Source organism: Ravibacter arvi (assembly GCF_039540405.1).
GTDB classification, from domain to species: domain Bacteria; phylum Bacteroidota; class Bacteroidia; order Cytophagales; family Spirosomataceae; genus Ravibacter; species Ravibacter arvi.
In genome coordinates this window covers 1-22359 of the sequence record NZ_BAABEY010000014.1, presented here as the reverse complement: position 1 = coordinate 22359, position 22359 = coordinate 1, and the positions used below count along the sequence as shown (strand labels likewise).

Sequence of the window (22359 nt, the reverse complement as noted above, 5' to 3'; positions counted from 1 at the left end):
GCGCCTTTATCCGGTCAATGTTTCAGAATTCGTCGTACGGCCCGATCAGCCCCTACGCGGATTTCAATTATATACAACCCTGCCGAAAAGTTTGACAGGTCCAGCGGGACAGTCAGCTCATCCGTACTCTTTTCGATCTCCAGGCTTTTCATCCTGACGCCGCTCACGGCAAAAACCCCGACACTGCCCTTTCCCCTTGATGCGTTGTTCATGGAAACCGTTACCTTACCGGAGGACGGGTTCGGATGGATCTTCACACTCTTTTCAAACACATCCGTCAGGGGCTCATTACCGGTAATTTTTCCTTCCCGAACATAAATCGTAATGGAAGCCGAATCCACGCAAACATCGGTTCCGGAGCCCGTAACTTCATACGTCTGAGTTTTTGTCGGTCTTACCACAACCATCGGACCGATGCCGGTATTCATGTTCTCATTTGCGGCCCACTGGTAAATACCGGCGCCGCTGGCCTGCAGCGTTACCGCCTCACCCGGGTTCACAAAAAGATCGGAGCCTGAAATCTGGACGGAGGGCTTCATACCGAATACCGCCTCGATGTGGTGGGCTATGTTTAAACCGTTGGCCTGCAAATTGAGATCCCAGTCACCATTACTTTTCTGCCGCCAGGAGGTTCCGGTGAGTACTTCACCGTCGCGCGTGGTAAATAAAGCTACGGTATCGCCTTCGTAAACCAGCTCCATACCCACATGAAACGGCCGGCCGCCTACGGGTACCTCCCGGTTGAAAGTAACCATAGTGGCCTTGTTCGCCGCTACGTCCAATGCTATTTCCCGCAAGGGGACCGACTTATACTCCAGTACCGATCCGGGGCCACCCTGAAATCCGCGGGCATTCCAGACCGTAACATTCACTACGCCTTCCGAAGCCGCCCCGTCTTTCATAAAAACTTTCCCGAATTTCAGTTTAGCGCCGCTGACGGTGGTATATCCCAGCGGATTTTCAAAAAACTCCGAAACCGCAGTTATCTTAGCCGCATTCTGTCCGGCTACGTACCCTCCGCCCGGTTCGCGGAGCAAATTCTGCGGCCCCTTAAAATTCGTTACAGTCGCGCACTGACCGGCATTCAGCACCTCGATGAAACCGGGCGAACGCAGTACATTCGTCCCTTTCGAGTTGGTAACCGTAAGCTCCACGGCGTAGGTACCTGCTTTGGCGTAGGTAACTTTCGGATTCCGCTCGGTAGAGGTTGCCGGGGAGCCGCCGTCAAATTTCCATGCCCAGGACGCGGGGTTGTTTAACGAACGATCCGTAAACTGTACCTCCCCGGCCAGCATCACCTGCTGCCGGTCAGAAATAAACCGCGCTACCGGTACACCGCCCTGGGTATTTCCAAGTACGTTTGACGTAGCCAGCTCCCTTCGTCTCGGGCTGTTGGCGATGACCGCGCGGATACGGGCTTTCTGGTCTATTGTAAAAATATTCATACAGGCGTCCTGCGAGTAGTCCATATAGTTTTCTACCATATTGGTGCTACCGCAGCTCTGCCTCCCCACCTGGCAGCCGCTGCTTGCCGAAGCCTGGGTGGGGGTGTCGTCACAATAGTCGCTTCCGCAATTTGTATCTCCCCAGATATGCCGGAGACCGAGCCAGTGCCCTGTTTCATGGGTTAGTGTCCGGCCCTGGTTGTTGTTCGGAAAGAGATTCGAAAAATTGCCTTTTTTGGTGTTACCAAACGACCTCACGTGCACTACTACGCCGTCGGTTGTACTTCCTCCGCCTTCTGAAAGCCCCTGAAGCCCTGACTGCACCGGGAATTGTGCGTAGCCCAGCAGCTGGGTGCTCCCGGTTGCTGCGATGTCCAGCACCCATACATTATAATAGAGCGTGGGGTCCCATATGGTATAAGTTTTCAGGTTTTCTATCTGGTCGCGGGTCCAGGTAGAACGCCCACCTGCTACACGGTCTATCCCCGGCTCGGCCATGATCTGTCCCTGCGGATTCAGCACGGCCAAAGCAAATTCAATCTCTACGTCGGCTCCCCTTGAATGGGTATTAAAACCCGGCGTACCGGCCCGTTTTCTGAAGTCTTCATTGAGGGTTTCTATCTGGGATGCCACCTGCGCAGCGCTGATATTGGTACCCGCTCCTACGTTTTCACCGTTGTGCACGACATGAACCACCACCGGAATCCTGATCACTTCATCCATCACGCGGCCCGTAAGCGCCAGCTCACCCCGCTCCCGTATCTTTCGCTTCATAAAGAGCTCGAACTCTTCAAGCGAGCCCAACTCGGGATGCCTGAGCCGTAAAACGCTATCCATCGCCATGGTTGCGCACTGCTCTTCCACGCGTTGCCCCACACCCTTCAAGGCGGCAAATACAAAAATCAATACATACAGCAGTCGTTTCATTGGCTAGTGTCCGATCTAAGTGTTATCCGGTAACTTGCATCTATCTCTTCTACAAAAACCTTCGAAAAGTATATTTCCAATACCATTTCGGTTTCAGTAAGCTTCTTTACGTTACAGGGCAGAATGTAAACCCCGCCGAACAGCGCCAACGGAAGGGGAAATTCCAATGTGCTGTTGACTGTTGTATAGCTCCAGTTGTGCTCCAGTAACACTTCGGGTTCCGTGTTGGTACATTTCACACTGCCGCTGGTGAATTCAAAAGTCTTTTCTTCGTTGTTTTTGAATATATATTCGTTGTCCCGCTCGCAGGGGAGATAAATCTCGCCGGCGGAAATAGGGCCTTCTACCGTACCTTCATCAATCACTTCAATGGACGAAAATTTCCATTTCTTCTGCTCCTTCCCCGCGATAAGCTGTGTAACCGTAAGCGGCTTGGGCTCCCATTTTTCCACACAACCGTGAAAAAGAAAACCGGCGGCGGCCCAAAGAACCGCGATCCTTAGTCGATGAAAGAAACTATCGAGGTACATAAGTCAACTGGGGGATGGTAATAAGCGTATCTGCACCAGAATTTCCTGTAGTTTTTATAACCAGGTTCAGGACAATCTGCCTGGTCCTGGGATCCCAGGCTCCTTTTCCCAGCACGGTATCTCCCAGTGTGAGGTTATACTGGTTGGGAACCGAAAGCGAATTGTCGCCGTTGTCCACAAAGCGCAGGCTCAGCTTATCGGCGTTGAAGCTCATTAATCCTACATTCCAGTTAGCCAGCAGGTATTCGGTACAATTGGTGCTCGTAATGGCGACATCTTTCACCAAAATGTTACTTCCGACCCTTTTGGCATTGTAAAAACCGCCAAAAAGGCAATCATCTTCGATAGTAAGCCGGAGTGAATTACCCAGTGAAAAATTTTTCCCGGTACCGATCTGCACCCGCTGCTCCCCCTGGCTTGCCGAATTCAGGGTGAGCAGGATCTCGGAGGAACGCAGAATGTTATTTGCGTTATTCAGCAATTTGAAATCGATCGTTCCAAAATGTTGTCCGGCGGGTATGGTAACTACCCCTTTTGTCCCTTCGATCTGGTAGTCCCGCCCGGCGACGGCGGTACCGGTTACCGAATAAGTGACCGTAACCGGCGAATCATTCGGCTTGCCTACCAGGTGCACCTTTACCGCAACGGTTTGCCCGATGCTCTCTTTATAGACCAATGTCGTGTCGGTAAAGCGCACGTAGTCCGGCCCGGAATAAATGACCTGCTTTTCTTCGCAGGCAACCAGGGCCATACACAGCGCCAGGACCAAATAGGAAAAATAACTTTTCATGTGTTTAACAGGTTTGAGGAGTGAGCTCCAAGCCTTGAGTCTGCCAAATTTGCGGCCCACACCTCAGGCCTCATACCTCAAAGCTCTAGTAACCATCGTTTTGTTTCAGGTTTCGGTTGGTTTGCATTTCCGTAACCGGAATGGGCCAGACCTTATATTTTTCATTCCAGTTTTGGGAAAATGCGGTCATAACTGCGTTAAGGCGGCCGGTTCGTTTCAAGTCGTACCACCTGTGTCCCTCAAATGAAAGCTCGTACAGTCGCTCCGTCTCGATTGTGCTCAACGCCAGCGCCTGGTTGGTAAAGCTGGCAAGGGGCGCTTTCGCCCGCTTCCTGAGCACGTTAACGTCTGCCAGGGCGCCGCTGCTGCCCGAAATTTTTCCCTGCTGCGCCCTGGCTTCGGCCCTGATCAGGTACATTTCTGCGAGTCTGAAAATTGTAATATTGTTATTTCCCTGATCGGGCGTACCGTATTTGGTAACGGTCCAGCCGTTGTCCCGGCCCTGCTGGTTGGCGCTGCTAAAACTGATGGTAGCGGTACGCGTACCCGCATGGACATTAATAAGCTGCGCCACGTAGCTGTTAGACGGAATTACTTCCCTGCGCCCTACCAGGATGTTGTTGAGGCCGGTTGAGGAAGTGCCCGGATCGTCACTTGAAGTATTCCCGTAAGCCACCTCAAAGATAGATTCCGCGTCAAATTCGGTGCTGATCACGGCTACATAACTGGAATCAAGCGCCTGCAACTTGTTGTTGATCACATCCGTGGCCATTTTTTCGGCATTCGCCCACTCCCCCTGGTACAGGTAATACCGGGCCAGGCCGGCCCGCGCCGCGTTTTTGGTAGCAAACTGTTTGTTCAGTGTTGCATTGTCGGCGTCCCAGCGCTCGGGCAATTTTTCGAGCGCCGCCTCGTACTGTTCCCTGACAAGGGCCAGAATTTCACTCTGCGGTGCACGCGCTATGGCACGGTTGGTCTGCACATCGGTAGTGGTTACCTTGGGGACATCTCCGAAACTGTAGGCCGCGATAAAATAGGCATAGGCCCTGCAGAAATTGGCCTGTGCAACCAAAGCATCCTTTTCGTCCTGTGATACCCGCGATACCTTGCCGATATTCTCATCGATGAAATTGGCGATATAAATCGTCGAATAAATATTTCCCCAAAGCGTTGACGCGAGGGTATTGGCGGCGGTAATCTGCTTGGTACCCAGTTCGTTGTAATCCGTAAAAGTGCCGTTGTTTTGTATATAATCCGGGGTAAAGTCGCCGGCAAAAATAGTGGCCGACCCAAAACTGCGCACCGCATTGTACAACCCGATCCGAACCGGGTCCATATCGTCAGGACCGCGCAACACCAGGTCATCCACTAACAGGTCTACCGGTGGAGGCTCCAGGATTTCCCGGCAACTTCCGAAAGAAACCAGCACCGCCGTAAACGACAGGACTTTGTATAAAAAGCTGACTTTCCTGTTCAACATAATTTTCAAAAACTCAAAGTGATCCCCCCTTGTATGGTTTTTACCTGCGGCAACGTATACAAGTCTATTCCCTGGGCGGATGTACTGCCGTCCAGCGTTGAAACCTCCGGATCAACCCCGGAGTAGCGCTTCAGTGTCCAGAGGTTGGTCCCGGTTACAAATACCCTGGCATTCTGCAGCCACACACGTTGCACCCACCTGGCGGGCAACGTGTAGCCGACAACCACGTTTTTCAGCCGAAGAAAAGAAGCATCCTCCACGAAACGGCTGCTCTGGTAGTTGTTGTAGGTATTCCCGAGCTCATACCGGGGAACATCGGTCACATCGCCCTCTTTCCGCCAGCGCCTTAGCGCGGCGATCTCCTGGTTGGTTTCAATATCTTCGCCTGCATTCAGCAAAGACTGCTTGGTCAGGTTAAGTACCTTATTGCCGTACATAAAATGGAGCAGGATACTTAGATCAAACCCTTTATAGGAGATGCGGTTGGTCAACCCGCCATAAAAATCCGGCTGGGCATTCCCGATCACCTGGCCGTCTTCGGATGAAATCTTTCCGTCTCCGTTGATATCCTCATACAAGGCGTTTCCAGTGGCGGGGTCCACACCGAGGAATTTGAGTCCCCAGAAAGTCCCTAATGGCTGTCCGGCCAGGATGGCATTGGTGGCCCCGACACCTGACGCCGTATAACCACGGTAGAGCGTGTCGCCCTTCGCCAGCATTTTGACGTTATTCAGGTTGCGCGTAATGTTAAAATCGGTCGACCACTTCAGCTCGCCGGTAAGATTATCGCTGGAGACTGAAAATTCAATCCCCTTGTTGACTACCGTTCCGATATTCCCCTGGATGCTTCCGTAGCCGGTTGTGAGGGGGATGGGTTCCGAATAAAGAAGCTTGTCGGTCAGGTTGCGGTATACCTCCGCTACGAGACGCAGCCGGTTTTCAAACATCGACGCGTCCAGGCCCAGGTTAATTTCATTGGTTCGTTCCCATTGCAGGTTGTTGTTGGGCAAACGGTTAGGCCCTACTCCGGTATTGCCGTTATAAACCGCAGCCGCCCAGGTCCCGAGGTATTGGAAATTCCCGATACGCTCATTTCCGGTGAACCCGTAGCTGGCGCGCAGCTTCAGATCATCCAGGAACTTGACTTTGTCCAGGAATGCCTCTTCCGACAACCGCCAGGCGGCAGACACCGACGGGAAATACCCAAACCGGCGATTCTGCCCGAAGCGCGACGATCCGTCGGTTCTTAACGTAGCTCCCACGAGGTATTTGTCCTTGAAGTCGTATTTGACTTCGCCGAAAAAGGAGACCAACCCGGACTGCGCATAAAAGGATCCGCCCTGGTCTACCACCCCGGCAGAATTAATATAGGTGAACTGGTTGCTGGGGAACATCCGGCCGGATACTGACGACGAGCGTGCCTGAGTATGGATAATTTCATTGCCCAGCAGCGCATTCAGGCTGTGCCGGTCATCAATGCTTTTACTATAGCTGAAAACGTTGGAGTTCACCAGTGTGTATTGCGTGGAGGTGCTGTACACCCCGTATCCTTTCCCACCGGCCGAAGGCAATGCCCCCCCGATAGCCGTAGTCGACGGCTCATACTGATCCTCCTCGCCATTGTTGTAGTCCATACTTACCTTGGAACGGAAAACAAGCTCTTTGGTAAGATTGGCATCCATGCTCACCCCGGCAATCATCTTAAGGCCATAAGTACGAAAGCGCGGCAGCAGGGCCTGTCCCACCGGGTTAAAATTGGGAAAATCAGGGTAATTGGGGTCATTGGGCACATAGAGCCGCCCCATTTCGTCGTACGGGCTGTAATACGGAAGGCTTTTTATTGCGCCTGAATATACGCCATCCAGGAAGTTGTCACCTTTGATGCGGTCATTCTGGGTCATGGAAACATTCACATTGGCTGCAAATTTCAGTCGGTGGTTGACCATGTGGTCAAGGTTCAGCGCTCCGGTATAGCGGGTAAACCGGTTGTTGAGCTGCACGCCTTCTTCATCCCTGACGCCCCCGCTGAAATAAAACCTTGTTTTTTCGGTTCCGCCGGAAGCCGTCAGCTGGTACTGCTGCAAAATTCCGCGCCGGAGTATCTCCGACACCCAGTCCGTATTAACCAGGTCGGTTACCCCGGGGATCAACCCGAGTTCATCCGGGTTCTGGCCGGCGGCGGTAGCGGCATCGCGCTGAAGCTCGACCAATTGAGTTGAATTCAGCAATTTCGGCTTCCCGATCAATTGCACAACTCCCCGTTGTATGTCAGCCGTCACCGACGTTTTGTTATTTCTACCCCTTTTTGTGGTGATGATAACAACACCATTGGCTCCCCTGGAGCCATAAATCGCTTTCGCGGAAGCGTCTTTCAACACTTCGATCGACGCGATGTCATTGGGATTTACCACGGCAAGCGAATTATCATTCTGTCCGCCGAAATCGCGCGAGGTGACGCTTCCGTCAAATACGGGGGTGCCGTCAACAATAAAAAGCGGCCGGTTGGAGGCCGAGATTGAAGTGTTCCCCCGGATCCGGATGGCAATCCCCCCGCCCGGCGTGCCTGACGACTGGCTCACCTGAACTCCCGCCGCCTGACCCTGCAGGGCCTGGTCGAAGCCTGTAATGGGAAGATCTTTGAACCGGTCATTCTTTACCGAGGCGATCGAGCCGATCACGTCCCGTCGCTGAAGCTCGCTGTAACCGGTCACAATTACCTGCGAAAGCTCGGTTTTACTTTCTTCCATTACCACGTTGACGGTAGAGCGGCCGGAACCGACAGTAATCTCCTGTGGTTCCAAACCCACGAAAGTATAGACAATGACCTGCTGTCCGCGGGGAACATTCAATGTATAATTCCCGTTTGCATCGGTCGTTGTCCCGGCAGTTGAGCCTTTCACAACTACCGTAACCCCCGGCACGGCACTGCCGTCGGTTGCCAGCGTAACCTTTCCGGCTATAGGCCGTACTTGCGCCATCAGCCCGGAAGAAAAGAAAAGAAGCAGGGAAAGTACCCCAAGGAAAAGCGTAAAGTATCTATTCATTCCTGTATAAGGGCCATGTGGTTCACGGTTACGGAAATCGGCTTTCGGAAATCAGAAATCGGCTTTCTTTTCCTGTTACGTATTCTGCCTGAAAAGTGTTGCGGTCGGTTGACCCCTTGCATACAGGACAGGCGGCAAAGAACTCCGTTTCCGCAAAGGTTTAAATTAATTCGGGTTTAAGATAATACCAGAAAAACGAATTTCAGCTAAAAGTTTTACAGAAACAGGAAATGACCATACAAAAAACCACCGGCTGCTTCTTTTTCCCTAATCAACTGCCTTTAAAATCGGCCTGGGAAATATAAATATAACGTGACGACGTTACCAGTATTTCCCTTTTCTAAGCAGGAAAGCTCCTCCCCTTATCGTCATCCGGATATGATTCAGCACGGTGGTAAAAAAACCGAAATGGCGTTGCAGGACCCGCCATCGGTCCGTCAGCGATTTACGGTGTTTTTGCGTAGACACCCCGCCCAAGAGGTACCTGCATAGTGCAAAGTCGAGGAAACGGATACTTCCTGCGTTTTTCATGGCAACAATTTCCCAGTCGAGATCGGCGCTGAGGTTGTCAGTTTCGAATACCGGCGCCAGCGAACGTTTAACAATAAATGCCTGGTGGCAGATCTTCATTCCCATTGCCATGTCGCGCCACGAGATTTCGGAAGGCAGCTCATGCGGGGTAACCTGGCTCCGCAGCCCCAATATGGTCCCGTCAGAAGTAAAGAACACGGCGTCGCTGTAGTAAATATCTGCGTCGGAACGGAGCGCCGGGCCCAGTTTTGCGAACACCTGGTCGTCACCGACCTCGTCTCCGGCATTCAAAAACCAGACATAACTTCCGGATGCCTGTTGCAGCCCCTTGTTCATGGCATCATAGAGGCCTTTGTCCGGTTCGGAACGGATCCGGAGGGGAAGCCGGCCTGTAAAGCTTTCGGCTATTTCCAGCGTATGGTCAGCGGAGGCGCCATCCACGATAAGGTGCTCAAACACCAGACCGGGCGCCTTCGAAGCCGCTTTTTCGACGCTCTCCAGCGTATTCTGCAGTAACCTGCCGGCATTGTACGTTATGGTGATAATCGTGAGAAGCGGCCCCATTTCAACCTGGCTTGATTAATCAATTAACGGAAAAAACCCGGCACGGCCCATCGGTACCGGACTGCGGCGACCCGGATCGCAATAATCAGGATGGCGGCCGCCAGAAAAGAAAAGTTTCTTCCGGCGCCTGCATAATCGAGTACCAGGTAGAGCACTGCTCCCGCAAAACATGCCGTGGCATATACCTCTTTTCGGTAGATAATAGGCATTTCATTGGTCATCACGTCACGGATAACACCTCCCATTACGGCTGTAAAAACCCCCATTAACGCCGCAATTTCCGGGCGTACCCCCATACCCAGCGCTTTTTCGGTTCCTACAATTGTAAAAAGGGCAATACCGCAGGTATCAAACAAAAAGAGCGTCCGCTTCAGGCGAATCAGGTAGCGGTAAGACAAAAATGTTGCGCCAATCCCGGCCATGATGGCATAAATAAGATTGATGTCTTTGATCCAGGCCAACGGGTAACTCCCCAGCAATACATCACGCAGCGTACCACCGCCTATTGACGACAAAAAAGCGGTAAAACACGCTGCAAACCAATCTCCGTATTCTCTGTCTTTCACAGTTAAAGCGCCGGAAATAGCAAAGGCAAATGTTCCGATGATTTCCAACGTATATTGAATTCCCATTTTAGCGGCCGCTTTGTGTAGTACCCGGTTCAGTCGTTACGAGATAGTCTTCAAAATTAGCCAAATCCGTACATTATGCGTGCATATCGCCCGCAGTCTTTTCATTCCGATCGGTTGCCCTGCCGGATCGTTATGCACCACTTCAAAAAAAGAAGTACTTTTGCAGTTATGCTAACAGCCGGTCAGGACATATCCATGGAGCCAATCGACAAGCTTGATGAGCTTGCGGGAACGCTTTTTGAGGCCAGTGAAGGCCGAAAAATCTGGCTATTTGAAGGCGGCCTCGGGGCTGGCAAAACCACACTGATTAAACACCTCTGCGACCGGTTGGGCGTGCAGGAAGCGGTCCAGAGCCCGACGTTCTCGCTGGTCAATGAATATGCCGCCCTGCAAGGCGAGACGGTGTATCATTTTGACCTGTACCGTTTGAAAAGCGCCCGCGAAGCCTATGAAATCGGGATAGAGGAATACCTGGATTCCGGTCATTTTTGTTTTATCGAATGGCCGGGCGTTGCCGATCCCATCTGGCCTGACGATGTTTTCCGATTGCGGCTGCACCTGGATCACCTCGGCAAAAGGGTTATCACGTTGCTGCCTGCCAAAATAGAGCGTTCTACTATCACGTAATCAAATGGCAACCCCATCCATCTCACCCACAGGCTTTAGTGAACTTGCCAAGCAAACCGCGCTTTATCCTCAGGAATCGCTCGACCCATTGGTACAGAATGGCCGCTCACTTTTGATCGGCGTACCGAAAGAAGTGTCGCTGCAGGAAAACCGGGTTGCGCTTACACCGGAGAGTGTAGCCATTCTGGCGCGGAACGGGCACCGGGTCTGGGTAGAAAAAGGCGCCGGCGCAGGAGCGCATTTTACCGACCACGAGTACAGCCAGGCAGGGGCCAGGATTGTAGACAATCCGCGCGATGTTTTTCAAACCGATCTCATCCTGAAAGTTGAACCCCTCGTAGCCGACGAGTTCGAGTGGGTAAAGCCGGGCGCTACGGTAATTTCCGCGCTCAATTTGCCCGCCCACGAAAAATCCTATTTCGAGAAGCTGAATCAAAAGAAAATCACCGGTATCGGCTACGAATTCATAGAAGACCGTGCGGGCGGGTTACCCATTGTCCGTACCATGAGCGAAATCGCAGGAAGCACTGCCATGCTGATCGCTGCCGAATACCTGAGCAGCCCCGGCAACGGCAAAGGCCTGGTACTGGGCGGCATTACCGGCATCCCGCCGACGAAAGTAGTGATCCTGGGCGCCGGCACTGTAGCCGAATATGCCGCGCGTACCGCCATAGGTCTGGGTGTCGATATCAAGGTATTCGACCGGCATATTTACCGCTTGCAAAGACTGAAATACGCAGTGGGCCAGAGCGTCTACACTTCCATTATCGATTCCGATACCCTGAAGGAGGCGATCAGCCGTGCCGACGTGGTCATCGGCGCGATGCGCGGCGAAAATGGCCAGAGCCCATGCGTCGTTACGGAAGAAATGGTAGCCGGCATGAACCCCAACTCCATCGTAATTGATGTAAGTATCGACCAGGGCGGCTGTTTTGAGACATCGCGGATGACCAGCCACGACAACCCGGTCTTTCTGAAGCACGACATCATCCATTACTGCGTTCCGAATATCGCGTCAAGAGTCGCCCGGACGGCCAGCATTGCGCTGAGCAATGTTTTCCTGCCCTTTTTGCTCGAAGTGGGCACTATAGGCGGCATGGAAGAAATGCTCTACACCAGCCGGTGGGTCATGAAAGGAGTGTACACCTACAAAGGCTCGCTTACCAACGCACACATTGCCCAGAAATTTAATATGCCTTACAAAGACCTTTCGCTTTTAATGATGGCCAGGCTTTGATAAACGGCGAAAAGACAAACCGACTATGATTCATCACAGTAACGAAAATTACCTTTTGGATGATGCGAACTCACCCGATTTGAACAGGAAACTGTTGGGGCTTATTTCGCAGGATTTTGTCAAGGTAGCCGACCATCTGAAAGAGGCTGCCTACCAGATCAAAAAGAGAGGGTTTTCCGCCTATCCCTTGTTCATTGTCTCCAAAACGCCGACAGAAATCGGCACGCTGCTCTTTGGCGCAGGAGAACTGGAAAATGAATGGACCTACAAGGCTTCTTTCCTGGAGGAGTTTGTGGAAAGAGGCCTGATTGGTGAAGATTCTATCGAATATTTTAAAGAAAACTATCGCGATTCAGAAGAGTATTGTTGTGTCTTCGCCATTAACAACGACTTCGCTGGGTTTATTTATATCCCCTTCCCGGAGGACTGATGGGCGGTACGACCAAACACACTTTGCTTTTCGCGGTTGCTGCGCTTTCGCCGGTAGTATTTTACCTGGCATATGCCTGGCATTTCTCGGGTACCCTGTTTTATGCAGATGACTTTCACCTGTTAAAATCGGTACAATGGGGAAAAGAAGCCGATGACCTTACGGAAAAAATCCGGCTGCTGTACCAACAGCACCAGGAGCACCGCATTATTATTCCGCGGCTGCTGACGCTCCTGGACTATTTCGCCGAGGGACATATCAACTGGAAAACACTCATCCTGATCGCCAATATTCTATGGTGCAGCACTATTTTCCTGCTTTGGAAGGCATTCGCCTCCCTGAACCTTAACAGGTGGTACTTTCTACCGGTTCCGTGGCTGCTGCTGCACCCGCAGTACTACGAAAACGTCAACTGGGCCATCAGTATCCTGCAGCAATCGGATGTAGTTTTCCTTTTCACCCTGCTCGCCTACCTGTGCGCGCGCAGGCGGTATAATCCGGCAATTATCGTGGCGGTAGTTGCCACTTTTACCCACGGCAACGGAATCTTCGCTTTCCCCATCGCCATTATATTTGCAGCACTCGATAAAGATTGGAAAAGCGCTATCCGGCTAATCATAGTCATGGTCCTCGTGGCTGCCTTCTATTTTATCGATTTCAGGGCCGGGCAGAATGCCAGCATCTCGAAAAGCCTCTCCGACCCGGCTAACCTGGTTAGGTCATTTGGCGTATTTTTTGGTGGCATCACGCTCATCATCGCCCGCAATTATACATTGGCGGCCGCGGTAGGCCTCGCAGGCATAGGTTTTTTGATTGGCCGCTCGGTAATCAGCCTGAAGAAATCGTTTCATGCCCCCGTCAACGCACTGATGTTCGACCGGATGGTATGGGGGATTACAGCCTTCCTGGTGATTACCGGGAGCCTGGTTGTGGCTACCCGCAGCTGGACGGGCGTTGAGAGCATTGCGGCTCCGCGCTACCTTCACTATACTTCTTTTGTTTGTGCCGTTATTTATCTGTGCCTGCTATCCTTGACAACAACAGGGATAGGCGCTCTAACGGGGGGACCACTCCGCCGGAAGGTCATCCCGACCGTAGCGGAGGGATCTCCCGCTCCCGGCACACAACCCCTTTCAAAGGACATTTTTCTAACCACTGGAGATCCTTCAGCTTCGCTGCGCTCCGTTCAGGATGACCCTCCGGACGACATTCTCAGGCTGACAGGCCCGCAAGGAAGAAAACTTATACCGTTGATCGCGACGCCTGCCGCTGTCCTGCTGTGCCTGGTGAGCTATCTGAATTTCACTCCGAAAGTCCGGTTTTTGCGCGACCAGTTGGTGGCTGACGAGGCTAATTACCTGGCTCACGGTGTGTTTTTGCAATACTTCCCTTCTTTCAACGACAACATACGTGAACCATATGCCAACGCCGTGAAAAGCGGGGTTATTCAGATGACCGACAAGATTTCGGACAAAATAGCCACGCAGGAACGCTATGGAGGGCCGCAGCTGGCGGTCGCCAGCGACTCGATGCGACTTGAAGATGCCAACCGGTCGGTAAGTGTGCGTAGTGCCCGTATTACCGGTGTTTACTCGCCAGGAAGCTCTTTTTTCATTGTTCTTCGACTTGACGGAGAAAAACCCTATTGGGTACCGGCCTATGTAGAAAGGGCAGCCTACCGCTCAATGCTTGGCTCCGGCGCGCTTTTGGGCGAGAAATTTGAAGGAAATGTTATTCTGAACAACCTGCCGCCCGGCCGGTACCAGCTCGGTTTATTCACAAACAACCGGCTGCTATGGTCCGACCAGCACCTTGAGGTTCGCCGTGAATGACGCAGCAAGTGGTGCCGTTCCCGGGACTATCTGTATGCCAACCGGGAAGACCGGGTTAGCTTCTGAAAGAATGATTGTATATTTGGCCAACTCTACACAGATTGAATGCTGATGCCCAAAAGGACTGCGCTAATTGTCCCTTGCTATAACGAAGAACAGCGCTTGAAAGGTCAGGCCTTTCTTCAATTTTTAGCTGAAACAGAAAACATTGATATCTGGTTTGTCAATGACGGCAGCAGCGACGGTACGCAACGGATTATCGATCAGCTATCGGAAAGTGCCCCCGGGCGTATTTTTGCGCGCGGCTTAAGCGAAAATCGCGGCAAGGCGGAAGCCATCAGGGCCGGCGTCGGCATGGTACTGGAGAATGAGAACTACGATTACCTGGGTTATATCGACGCCGATCTTTCGGCCCCGCTCGAGGAAGTGCTGCCTTTGAATGCGCTGATCCTGGAAGACAAACATCTCATTGTAGCCGGGTCAAGGGTCAAAATGGCGGGGAGAAACATCCGGCGGACGCCCATGCGGCATTACATCAGCCGGATATTCGCCACCTATTACTCCCAACTCCTGCGGGTCCATAACTACGACACCCAGTGTGGTTTGAAGCTCTTCACATCCGGTTTTGCCGGGCAATTGTTTGCTACACCCTTTGTTTCGCGCTGGCTTTTTGACCTGGAGCTGTTCCTGAGGGCCAAAAAGCTGATCGGTGAGCCTGAATATGCACGCAAAATTATAGAAGTTCCGCTGAACGAATGGTGCGAGGTAGGTGAGTCGCGGCTTAAATGGACCGATTTTATCAAAGCGCCCGCCGAAGTTCTTAAAATTTACTCCCGTTACCTGGGTTCAAATAACCAGGCTTCCTGATCCGTCCGGCGCCCGGTAACCGGTTTAAAAAGAGACACCGGCGACCTTCCGGATACTCCCGAAAATTGCTCGGAAAAGACGGGAAAATTCCGTATCTTTACACTTTATATTCTACAACCATATCAGAATAGCGAAAGTACTCCATTTATATGGCAAACGAGACAATATTGACACCCAGTAACTATTCAGCAGAAAATATTCAGGTATTAGAGGGGCTGGAAGCGGTACGTAAGAGACCCTCGATGTATATAGGCGACACTGGTTCAAAGGGGCTTCACCACCTTATTTGGGAAGTAGTCGACAACTCGATCGACGAGGCGCTAGCCGGTTATTGCGATTCGATTTTCGTTACCATCGAAACAGACAATTCCATTACGGTAAGAGACAACGGCCGGGGTATCCCGACCGGGATGCACCCGAAGGAAAAGCGCTCGGCGCTGGAGGTGGTGATGACGGTGCTGCACGCGGGAGGAAAGTTTGATAAAGACACTTACAAGGTATCAGGCGGGTTGCACGGCGTGGGGGTATCCTGCGTTAACGCGCTTTCTATTGAATTCAGAGCCGAAGTTCACCGTGAAGGGCAGATTTTCGAGCAGGAATACTCTCAGGGAAAGCCGCTTTACCCCGTCCGGATCATAGGCGAATCCGACGCTACCGGAACAACTATTCATTTCAGGCCCGATGAAACTATTTTCACGGTTACCGAATACAAGTATGATACGGTAGCCACCCGTCTGAGGGAATTGTCGTTCCTGAATCGGGGAATCAGGCTTACACTTACCGACATGCGGGAGCTGGACGACGCAGGTCAACCCCGTTATGAAGAGTTTTTCTCCCAGGGAGGGCTCGTTGAATTCGTGACCTACCTGGACGCTACCCGGCCGGCGCTCATTCCCGATCCTATTTACATGGAGAACGCCAAATCGTCGGTTCCCGTGGAAGTGGCCATGGTTTACAATACCTCGTATACGGAAAACGTGTTTTCCTATGTGAACAATATCAATACGATTGAAGGCGGTACGCACGTGTCCGGCTTCCGTATGGCGCTTACCCGCACCCTGAAAAACTACGCGGACAAATCCGGGATTCTTGCCAAGGAAAAAATAGAAATCAGCGGCGACGATTTCCGCGAAGGATTGACAGCTGTTATTTCGGTTAAAGTTGCCGAACCCCAGTTTGAAGGGCAAACCAAAACCAAACTGGGAAACAGCGACGTGGCTGGGGCGGTAAGCCAGGTGGTTTCCGATATGCTGGAAACTTTCCTGGAAGAGCATCCGAAAGAGGCCCGCATGATCATTGACAAGGTCGTGTTGGCCGCCAAGGCGCGTATCGCCGCCCGGAAAGCGCGGGAAATGGTTCAAAGGAAAAATATCCTGACCGGCACTGGCCTGCCCGGCAAGCTCGCCGACTGCTCGGAAACAGACCCTGAAGTGTGCGAACTGTACCTGGTGGAGGGAGATTCGGCGGGCGGTACCGCAAAACAGGGCCGTAACCGTTTATTCCAGGCCATTTTACCGTTGCGGGGTAAAATCCTCAACGTAGAGAAAGCACAGGAATACAAAATTTACGAGAACGACGAAATCAAGAACATGTTCACCGCGATGGGTGTTCAGATCGGTCGTGAAGGCGATGAGAGGGCGTTGAACATCGACAAGCTCCGTTACCACAAAATCATCATCATGACCGATGCTGACGTTGACGGTAGCCACATCCGGACCCTCATTCTGACGTTCTTCTTCCGCTACATGAAGGTCCTGATAGAAAACGGCTACATCTATATTGCCCAGCCGCCGCTTTACCTCGTAAAAAAAGGGAAAGAAGAGCGTTACTGCTGGACTGAAGCGCAGCGCGAGACCGCAATAAGGGAGATTGGCGGCGGTAAAGACGAATCCGTCAACGTGCAGCGCTACAAAGGTTTGGGCGAGATGAATGCGGAGCAGCTTTGGCACACTACCATGGACCCTGACCAGCGCAGCCTGAAGCAGGTAACCATAGAATCCGCAGCCGAAGCCGACCACCTGTTCTCCATGCTCATGGGCGACGAAGTAGCCCCCCGCAGGGAATTCATCGAAAAAAATGCAAAATATGCGCGCATAGATATTTAACAGGCGTTGCAACGATATGGAAAAACGGGTGGTCTTCAACAAAATGACCATCCGTTTTTTTGTCTTTTGCAACAGACTGAAACGTCGGGCGGTAAATTCTGGTTGAAATCATAACAGGTAACTATGAAGCACTTCTCCCTTGTTTTTGTTTTTTTGACGCTTGCCTTCCTGCAGGCAGCCGGACAGGAAACCCCTGTCGAGCAGGAGGATTACTACCGCCAACGACCGGATACCACAACGCCGACCATCCGGAAAACGATCCTGCGGAGAGAAGCCCTGAAACAAAAAGACCTTACCAAAGTAAAAAGCCGGTGGTACATCGGCGCCGATCTTTTTGGACGTTCCGATGAAAGCGCACTTGAAAACAACTATCAGTATCTTTTCAAATCCAACGCCGCCAGCACTATTGATTTTTCTTTTAGCGGCCAGGTAGGCTGGATATTCCGCGAACAACTTGCTGTCGAGGGCGGATACGCCCGGAGCGCGATCCACAACGTGGCCTACCTGAATACGACTAACAAAGGCGGGTTTAAATTCAAAAATGAGGGGAACGCCTTCTTTTTAAGAACGAAATTCCTGATCGAATTCCAGAAGACAGGGCTTAGGCGGCCGGGGTTATGGATCGGGGCGGGCGCCTGGGCGGTCCCCAACACCGGAGGAGAACGCGAAAAAAAGGCTTATATCATTTACCGCTACGACCAACGCGGCAATACCGACACCACTTATATCAGCAGCAAAACTACTTTGTCCAATAACTGGACCTACGGATTGGAAGCCTCGGTGGAGTACACCTTTAAAGTAGCCGAATCGGCTGATCTCGCATTTTTTGTACGCAGGCATTGGGGCTATGGTACCGCCATTACTACAGAGCTTACCTATGCCGACAACAAAAAGATACTGGATACGGGTTATATCCGGTCAAACGGCACGGGCTGGAACTTCGGGTTGTCCCTGCGTTTTATGACGGGTATAAAAAGGGGGGAAATGAAAGCGGACCGTGACAGCGGCGTGCCGTGGAACTCTCCTACCGGCACCTTTCAGAATTAAAAAAACGGGTTTATGGCTCCGCGTTAACAATTCCATAACACTTGTTTTCAATTTAATTCCCAACGAACCCGCCATATTTGTAATTTTGATCAATGGCCTGAAAAATCGCAAAACATTACGCAAATTCATCTTCATCGTTCGACAATATGCCTTCAGATACCACCGGTTTTTTCCCAAACGACAAAAGGAAACCTTCTTTTTCGAACCTGTTCTCCTTTCTCAACCCTTCAGCGGGAGAGGAGGAAGAGAGCCCGTTCAGGAAAAATCCGGAGAAAGTTGCCCAAACTGTTGAGCAGAGCGATCTGATCAGCAGGGACCTGAGCTGGCTCAGGTTTAACGAACGGGTACTGGACCAGGCAAAAAACCCGAAGCGGAACCTGTTTGACCGGTTGAAATTCCTCGCCATTACCAGCTCTAACCTCGACGAATTTTTCACCATCCGCGTCGGGAACCTTTACAACTACCTGGACTACGGCAAACAAAGAATTGACTATTCGGGACTGCGGGAAATTCCGTTCAAGAAATTGCTGATGACAACGGCACAGCAGTTTGTGGAAGAACAGAACAACTGCTATATCAATGAACTTTTGCCTTTGTTTGAAGCGCACAAGTTCAGGATCGTCCAGATTGAAGAACTGGTCAGCGAAGAAAGGGAAAAAGCCACCAGCTTTTTCGACCGCACCATTTACCCCATGCTCACCCCCATGCTGTATGATTATACGCATGCGTTCCCGGTGCTACTCGCCAAGGTGCTGATATTAGCCGTGACTACCAAAGAGCACAAAGGAAATGAGCAGGAAGAAGAAAAGCTGTCGTTCGTGCAGCTCCCGGCCAACCTGCCGCGCTTCTTCGTGGTTGACCGGCCGGAAGAGGTGCTTTTCGTACCGATCGAAAGCATCGTCCGCACGCATATCAAGAAGCTCTACCGCAACGTAGATATTTGCAGCACAACGATTTTCCGGGTGATGCGCAACGAAGACTTCTCCCTGGAAGACAGCGACGATATCGAGGCCGACCTGGTAGATGAACTGAAGCAGAAAATAAAAAACCGGCGGCTCGGACGGGTAGTGCGGGTAGAAGTAGAAGAAAACGCCGGTCATCAGCTGCTGAAGCTATTGAGAAAACGATGGGAAATCGACGAAAACAATATTTTCTTCAATCGCGGGCTGATTGATTATACCGGCCTGTGGCAAATCGTTAAATTCCCGGAATTCAAAGACCTGATTCCGCCTACGCATCCGCCGGTTCCGCCGCTCGGAATAGGCAGGGAGCGATCCAGCAGCATCTTCGAGGTCATTCAAGAAAAAGACATCCTGCTGCATCATCCTTACAACAATTTTGAGCCTGTCCTCCAATTGCTGGAACAGGCGGCTGAAGATCCCAAGGTACTTTCAATCAAGCTCACGATATACCGGCTGGCCAAAAAATCGAGGGTTACCAACGCCCTGTTGAAAGCGGCCGAAAACGGCAAGCACGTAGCCGTTCTTTTTGAGGTAAAGGCCCGGTTCGACGAAGAGAATAATATCAGGGAAGCACAGAGACTGCAAAAAGCAGGCTGCTTTATCATTTACGGGATCGGACTCCTGAAAACGCATACCAAGCTCCTGCTTATCATCCGGAACGAAGGCGAAAATGTAACCCGCTATGCGCACATGTCCAGCGGAAACTACAACGAGGAAACTGCCCGGCTTTACACGGATATCGGGTTGCTTACCTCGCGGGAAGCGTACACCAGGGACATCTCCGAGTTTTTCAACGTTATTACCGGGCATTCTCAGCCTAATAAGTATGCCAACCTGATCACTGCGCCCCGGCATATGCGCGACGGTCTCATACAGCTGATTATGAAAGAGGCTGAAAACGCGCAGAAAGGCCTTCCGTCGGGCATATGCATCAAGATCAACTCCCTTGAAGACCGTGAGGTCATTATGAAACTGTACGAAGCCTCTCAGGCCGGAGTACCCATTGACCTGATTGTTCGCGGAATCTGTTGTTTACGCCCCCGCCGCAAAGGCCTGAGCGACAACATCGAGGTACGCTCCATCGTAGGCGACTTGCTGGAACATTCACGATTGTATTATTTCCATAACAACAACCAGCCGGTGGTGTACGGCGGCAGTGCTGACGTCATGGTAAGGAGTTTCGACCGGCGGATCGAATCACTGTTTGCATTTGTGGATGAGGACGTCAAACGGGAAACCATTGCCATGCTGGAATACAACCTGAGGGACAATGTCAATGCCTACGTACTGAACGAAGACGGCTCCTATACGAAAGTAGAGCCCGCAGACGCGTCCGAGCGCTTCAATATCCATGAAGAATTCTACAAAATTACGATGGAAGATGTCAAAAAAGCTGCCCTTTTCAGGAAACACGTTCCGGGCATTACATCCGAAACCTCACCAGGCTCATGACAGCTTTTTTCTTGTTATCGGAGCAAAACCAGGTACCTGTTTCACTTAATTTTTTACTTTAGTCTTTTGTAAAATTCACAGGGACTATTTGAATGGAAAGGTTTACCGGATTACTGGGTATTGTTCTCATCTTGGGTATTGCATTTTCACTCTCCAATAATCGCAAAGCGATCAATTATAGAACGGTAGGCGTCGGCCTGCTCCTCCAGTTTGGTCTTGCCGTCTTTATTCTCCGGACCGATATAGGAAAGAACATTTTCCAATGGCTGGGTGATAAAGTTCAGAAACTTCTCTCGTTTGCCGACAAGGGGGCTGAGTTCGTTTTCGGGTCGCTTGTCAAAGGGCCGCTCATGGTCCAGGCGTTCGGGGTGGGAAATGATTTTATTTTCTTCTTCAAGGTGATTCCCACCATGATCTTTGTAGCCGTTCTGGTGAATATGCTCTACCATCTCGGCATCATGCAGCGCGTTGTTTCGCTGGTTGCCCGGCTGGTTTTCAAACTGATGGGCGTTAGCGGCGCCGAGGCGCTCTCCAATGTGGCCAGCGCGTTTGTGGGCCAGGTAGAAGCGCAAATCATGATCAAGCCTTACCTGAACAAAATGACCCGGTCCGAGCTCATGGCTTCCATGTCGGGGAGTTTCGCCTGTATAGCCGGCGGCGTCATGGCGGTTTACATTTCATTGGGCGTTCCTGCGCCGTACCTCATCGCTGCCAGCCTGATGGCTGCACCGGGAGCGCTTGTCATATCCAAAATCATTTACCCCGAAACCGAGCATTCGGAAACGAAGGGAATCGTAAAAATGGAAATCAAAAAGAACCATGCGAACCTGCTCGACGCTATTGCCGCCGGGGCAAGCGAGGGGCTGAAAGTAGGGCTCAATGTCGTAGCTATGCTGATCGGGTTTATCGCTTTGGTAGCGCTCTTCGACTTTCTTTTGGGGCGTATCGGGTCAGTTTTCAATTTCCCGTCGCTGAGCTTCAACTATCTCCTCGGCAAAATATTCTCGGTATTCGCCTGGGCGATGGGCGTACCGTCGCAGGATGTTCAGACTGCCGGCGCGCTGATGGGCACCAAAATGGTGATCAATGAATTTGTGGCCTACCTGGACCTCGTCCATATCAAGGACACCCTGGCGCCCAAGACGATGGTGATCACCAGCTTCGCACTTTGCGGTTTCGCAAATTTCAGTTCCATCGCCATACAAGTCGGCGGTATCGGCGAGCTGGCGCCCTCCAGGAGGTCAGACCTGGCAAAATTGGGTTTCAGGGCACTGCTCTGCGGAACGCTCGCCTCTTATTTATCGGCTACGTTTGCGGGTATCCTTGTGAACTGACCCGTCAACCCTACCGGAGTGCCGTCATCCCGACCGGGTACACGTCATGCCGGCTGCAGCGGAAAAGGGGAACCACGAATTCACAGATAAATCCTGTACCGCAAATTTTATTCAAACCTGAGATACAACCCCATATCTTAAATCAGATCGTTGAAGGATCAACCACAAAGCGCGCAAAGAACGCAGAGAACTTCCTAAAAACCTTAACAGAAAGAAACCTTTGTGTACTTCGTGGCCTCCGTGGTTAAAAAATCAACCACAAAGAACGCAAAGGGCACAGAGAGCTTCCTAAAAACCTTAACAGAAAGAAACCTTTGTGTACTTCGTGGCCTCCGTGGTTAAAAAATCAACCACAAAGAGCGCAAAGGACACAGAGAGCTTCCTAAAAACCTTAACAGAAAGAAACCTTTGTGTACTTCGTGGCCTCCGTGGTTAAAAAATCAACCACAAAGAGCGCAAAGGTATTATGTTTGAAAGGGGCTAATATAAAGAAGCATAAGCTGATATTCTTTTAGAGTAAGGA

General features: G+C 51.5%; 16 protein-coding genes. 9 read left to right on the top strand and 7 right to left on the bottom strand.

Features of this window, described 5'->3' with window-relative positions; translation table 11 throughout:
- Positions 1-14: 14 nt before the first annotated feature.
- The 7 genes from ABD852_RS06915 to ABD852_RS06885 all read right to left on the bottom strand — a co-directional run bounded on the left by ABD852_RS06915 (position 15) and on the right by ABD852_RS06885 (position 9943).
- Positions 15-2372, bottom strand: coding sequence for a M43 family zinc metalloprotease (locus ABD852_RS06915; protein ID WP_345027498.1), 2358 nt, complete (start codon positions 2370-2372; stop codon positions 15-17).
- Positions 2369-2902, bottom strand: a complete 534-nt coding sequence (locus ABD852_RS06910; protein ID WP_345027497.1) for a hypothetical protein — start codon at positions 2900-2902, stop codon at positions 2369-2371. Before ABD852_RS06910 ends, ABD852_RS06915 begins: the two co-directional genes overlap by 4 nt.
- The gene (locus tag ABD852_RS06905) at positions 2889-3692 is read right to left on the bottom strand and encodes a Calx-beta domain-containing protein (RefSeq protein ID WP_345027496.1); all 804 of its coding nucleotides are present in this window, start codon (positions 3690-3692) and stop codon (positions 2889-2891) included. The genes ABD852_RS06910 and ABD852_RS06905 overlap by 14 nt, the downstream gene beginning before the upstream one ends.
- 85 nt (positions 3693-3777) lie before the next feature.
- Positions 3778-5172: a RagB/SusD family nutrient uptake outer membrane protein gene (locus ABD852_RS06900; RefSeq protein WP_345027494.1), complete on the bottom strand. Its 1395-nt coding sequence runs from the start codon at positions 5170-5172 to the stop codon at positions 3778-3780.
- A gap of 5 nt (positions 5173-5177) precedes the next feature.
- Positions 5178-8216, bottom strand: coding sequence for a SusC/RagA family TonB-linked outer membrane protein (locus ABD852_RS06895; protein WP_345027493.1), 3039 nt, complete (start codon positions 8214-8216; stop codon positions 5178-5180).
- 321 nt (positions 8217-8537) lie between these two features.
- Entirely contained in the window at positions 8538-9311 is a 774-nt protein-coding gene (locus tag ABD852_RS06890) for a glycosyltransferase (RefSeq protein WP_345027492.1), read from the bottom strand.
- Positions 9312-9334: 23 nt separating this feature from the next.
- Positions 9335-9943 (bottom strand): trimeric intracellular cation channel family protein, encoded by a 609-nt coding sequence (locus ABD852_RS06885; RefSeq protein WP_345027491.1) that lies wholly within the window; start codon positions 9941-9943, stop codon positions 9335-9337.
- 75 nt (positions 9944-10018) lie between these two features.
- On the opposite strand from ABD852_RS06885, the gene tsaE reads away from it, so the two are divergent.
- The 9 genes from tsaE to ABD852_RS06840 all read left to right on the top strand — a co-directional run bounded on the left by tsaE (position 10019) and on the right by ABD852_RS06840 (position 21836).
- On the top strand, positions 10019-10570 hold the full coding sequence (gene tsaE, locus ABD852_RS06880) for a tRNA (adenosine(37)-N6)-threonylcarbamoyltransferase complex ATPase subunit type 1 TsaE (protein WP_345027490.1): 552 nt from the start codon (positions 10019-10021) through the stop codon (positions 10568-10570).
- A gap of 4 nt (positions 10571-10574) precedes the next feature.
- Positions 10575-11807, top strand: coding sequence for an alanine dehydrogenase (locus ABD852_RS06875; RefSeq protein ID WP_345027489.1), 1233 nt, complete (start codon positions 10575-10577; stop codon positions 11805-11807).
- A gap of 25 nt (positions 11808-11832) precedes the next feature.
- Entirely contained in the window at positions 11833-12237 is a 405-nt protein-coding gene (locus ABD852_RS06870; protein ID WP_345027488.1) for a hypothetical protein, read from the top strand.
- Positions 12237-14069, top strand: coding sequence for a hypothetical protein (locus tag ABD852_RS06865; protein ID WP_345027487.1), 1833 nt, complete (start codon positions 12237-12239; stop codon positions 14067-14069). Before ABD852_RS06870 ends, ABD852_RS06865 begins: the two co-directional genes overlap by 1 nt.
- A gap of 111 nt (positions 14070-14180) precedes the next feature.
- Positions 14181-14936 (top strand): glycosyltransferase, encoded by a 756-nt coding sequence (locus tag ABD852_RS06860; RefSeq protein ID WP_345027486.1) that lies wholly within the window; start codon positions 14181-14183, stop codon positions 14934-14936.
- Positions 14937-15085: 149 nt separating this feature from the next.
- Entirely contained in the window at positions 15086-17041 is a 1956-nt protein-coding gene (gene gyrB / locus ABD852_RS06855; RefSeq protein ID WP_345027485.1) for a DNA topoisomerase (ATP-hydrolyzing) subunit B, read from the top strand.
- Between the two features lie 123 nt (positions 17042-17164).
- Positions 17165-18088, top strand: coding sequence for a hypothetical protein (locus ABD852_RS06850; protein WP_345027484.1), 924 nt, complete (start codon positions 17165-17167; stop codon positions 18086-18088).
- A gap of 146 nt (positions 18089-18234) precedes the next feature.
- On the top strand, positions 18235-20502 hold the full coding sequence (ppk1, locus tag ABD852_RS06845; protein WP_345027483.1) for a polyphosphate kinase 1: 2268 nt from the start codon (positions 18235-18237) through the stop codon (positions 20500-20502).
- Between the two features lie 92 nt (positions 20503-20594).
- A complete protein-coding gene (locus ABD852_RS06840; protein WP_345027482.1) occupies positions 20595-21836 on the top strand; it encodes a NupC/NupG family nucleoside CNT transporter in 1242 nt (413 codons plus the stop codon).
- The last annotated feature ends 523 nt before the right edge of the window (positions 21837-22359 follow it).

Bases quoted from the DNA above. Each gene is read 5' to 3' on its own strand.
- ABD852_RS06915 (WP_345027498.1), bottom strand. From the start codon at position 2,372: ATGAAACGACTGCTGTATGTATTGATTTTTGTATTTGCCGCCTTGAAG.
- ABD852_RS06910 (WP_345027497.1), bottom strand. From the start codon at position 2,902: ATGTACCTCGATAGTTTCTTTCATCGACTAAGGATCGCGGTTCTTTGG.
- ABD852_RS06905 (WP_345027496.1), bottom strand. From the start codon at position 3,692: ATGAAAAGTTATTTTTCCTATTTGGTCCTGGCGCTGTGTATGGCCCTG.
- ABD852_RS06900 (WP_345027494.1), bottom strand. From the start codon at position 5,172: ATGTTGAACAGGAAAGTCAGCTTTTTATACAAAGTCCTGTCGTTTACG.
- ABD852_RS06895 (WP_345027493.1), bottom strand. From the start codon at position 8,216: ATGAATAGATACTTTACGCTTTTCCTTGGGGTACTTTCCCTGCTTCTT.
- ABD852_RS06890 (WP_345027492.1), bottom strand. From the start codon at position 9,311: ATGGGGCCGCTTCTCACGATTATCACCATAACGTACAATGCCGGCAGG.
- ABD852_RS06885 (WP_345027491.1), bottom strand. From the start codon at position 9,943: ATGGGAATTCAATATACGTTGGAAATCATCGGAACATTTGCCTTTGCT.
- tsaE (WP_345027490.1), top strand. From the start codon at position 10,019: ATGCGTGCATATCGCCCGCAGTCTTTTCATTCCGATCGGTTGCCCTGC.
- ABD852_RS06875 (WP_345027489.1), top strand. From the start codon at position 10,575: ATGGCAACCCCATCCATCTCACCCACAGGCTTTAGTGAACTTGCCAAG.
- ABD852_RS06870 (WP_345027488.1), top strand. From the start codon at position 11,833: ATGATTCATCACAGTAACGAAAATTACCTTTTGGATGATGCGAACTCA.
- ABD852_RS06865 (WP_345027487.1), top strand. From the start codon at position 12,237: ATGGGCGGTACGACCAAACACACTTTGCTTTTCGCGGTTGCTGCGCTT.
- ABD852_RS06860 (WP_345027486.1), top strand. From the start codon at position 14,181: ATGCCCAAAAGGACTGCGCTAATTGTCCCTTGCTATAACGAAGAACAG.
- gyrB (WP_345027485.1), top strand. From the start codon at position 15,086: ATGGCAAACGAGACAATATTGACACCCAGTAACTATTCAGCAGAAAAT.
- ABD852_RS06850 (WP_345027484.1), top strand. From the start codon at position 17,165: ATGAAGCACTTCTCCCTTGTTTTTGTTTTTTTGACGCTTGCCTTCCTG.
- ppk1 (WP_345027483.1), top strand. From the start codon at position 18,235: ATGCCTTCAGATACCACCGGTTTTTTCCCAAACGACAAAAGGAAACCT.
- ABD852_RS06840 (WP_345027482.1), top strand. From the start codon at position 20,595: ATGGAAAGGTTTACCGGATTACTGGGTATTGTTCTCATCTTGGGTATT.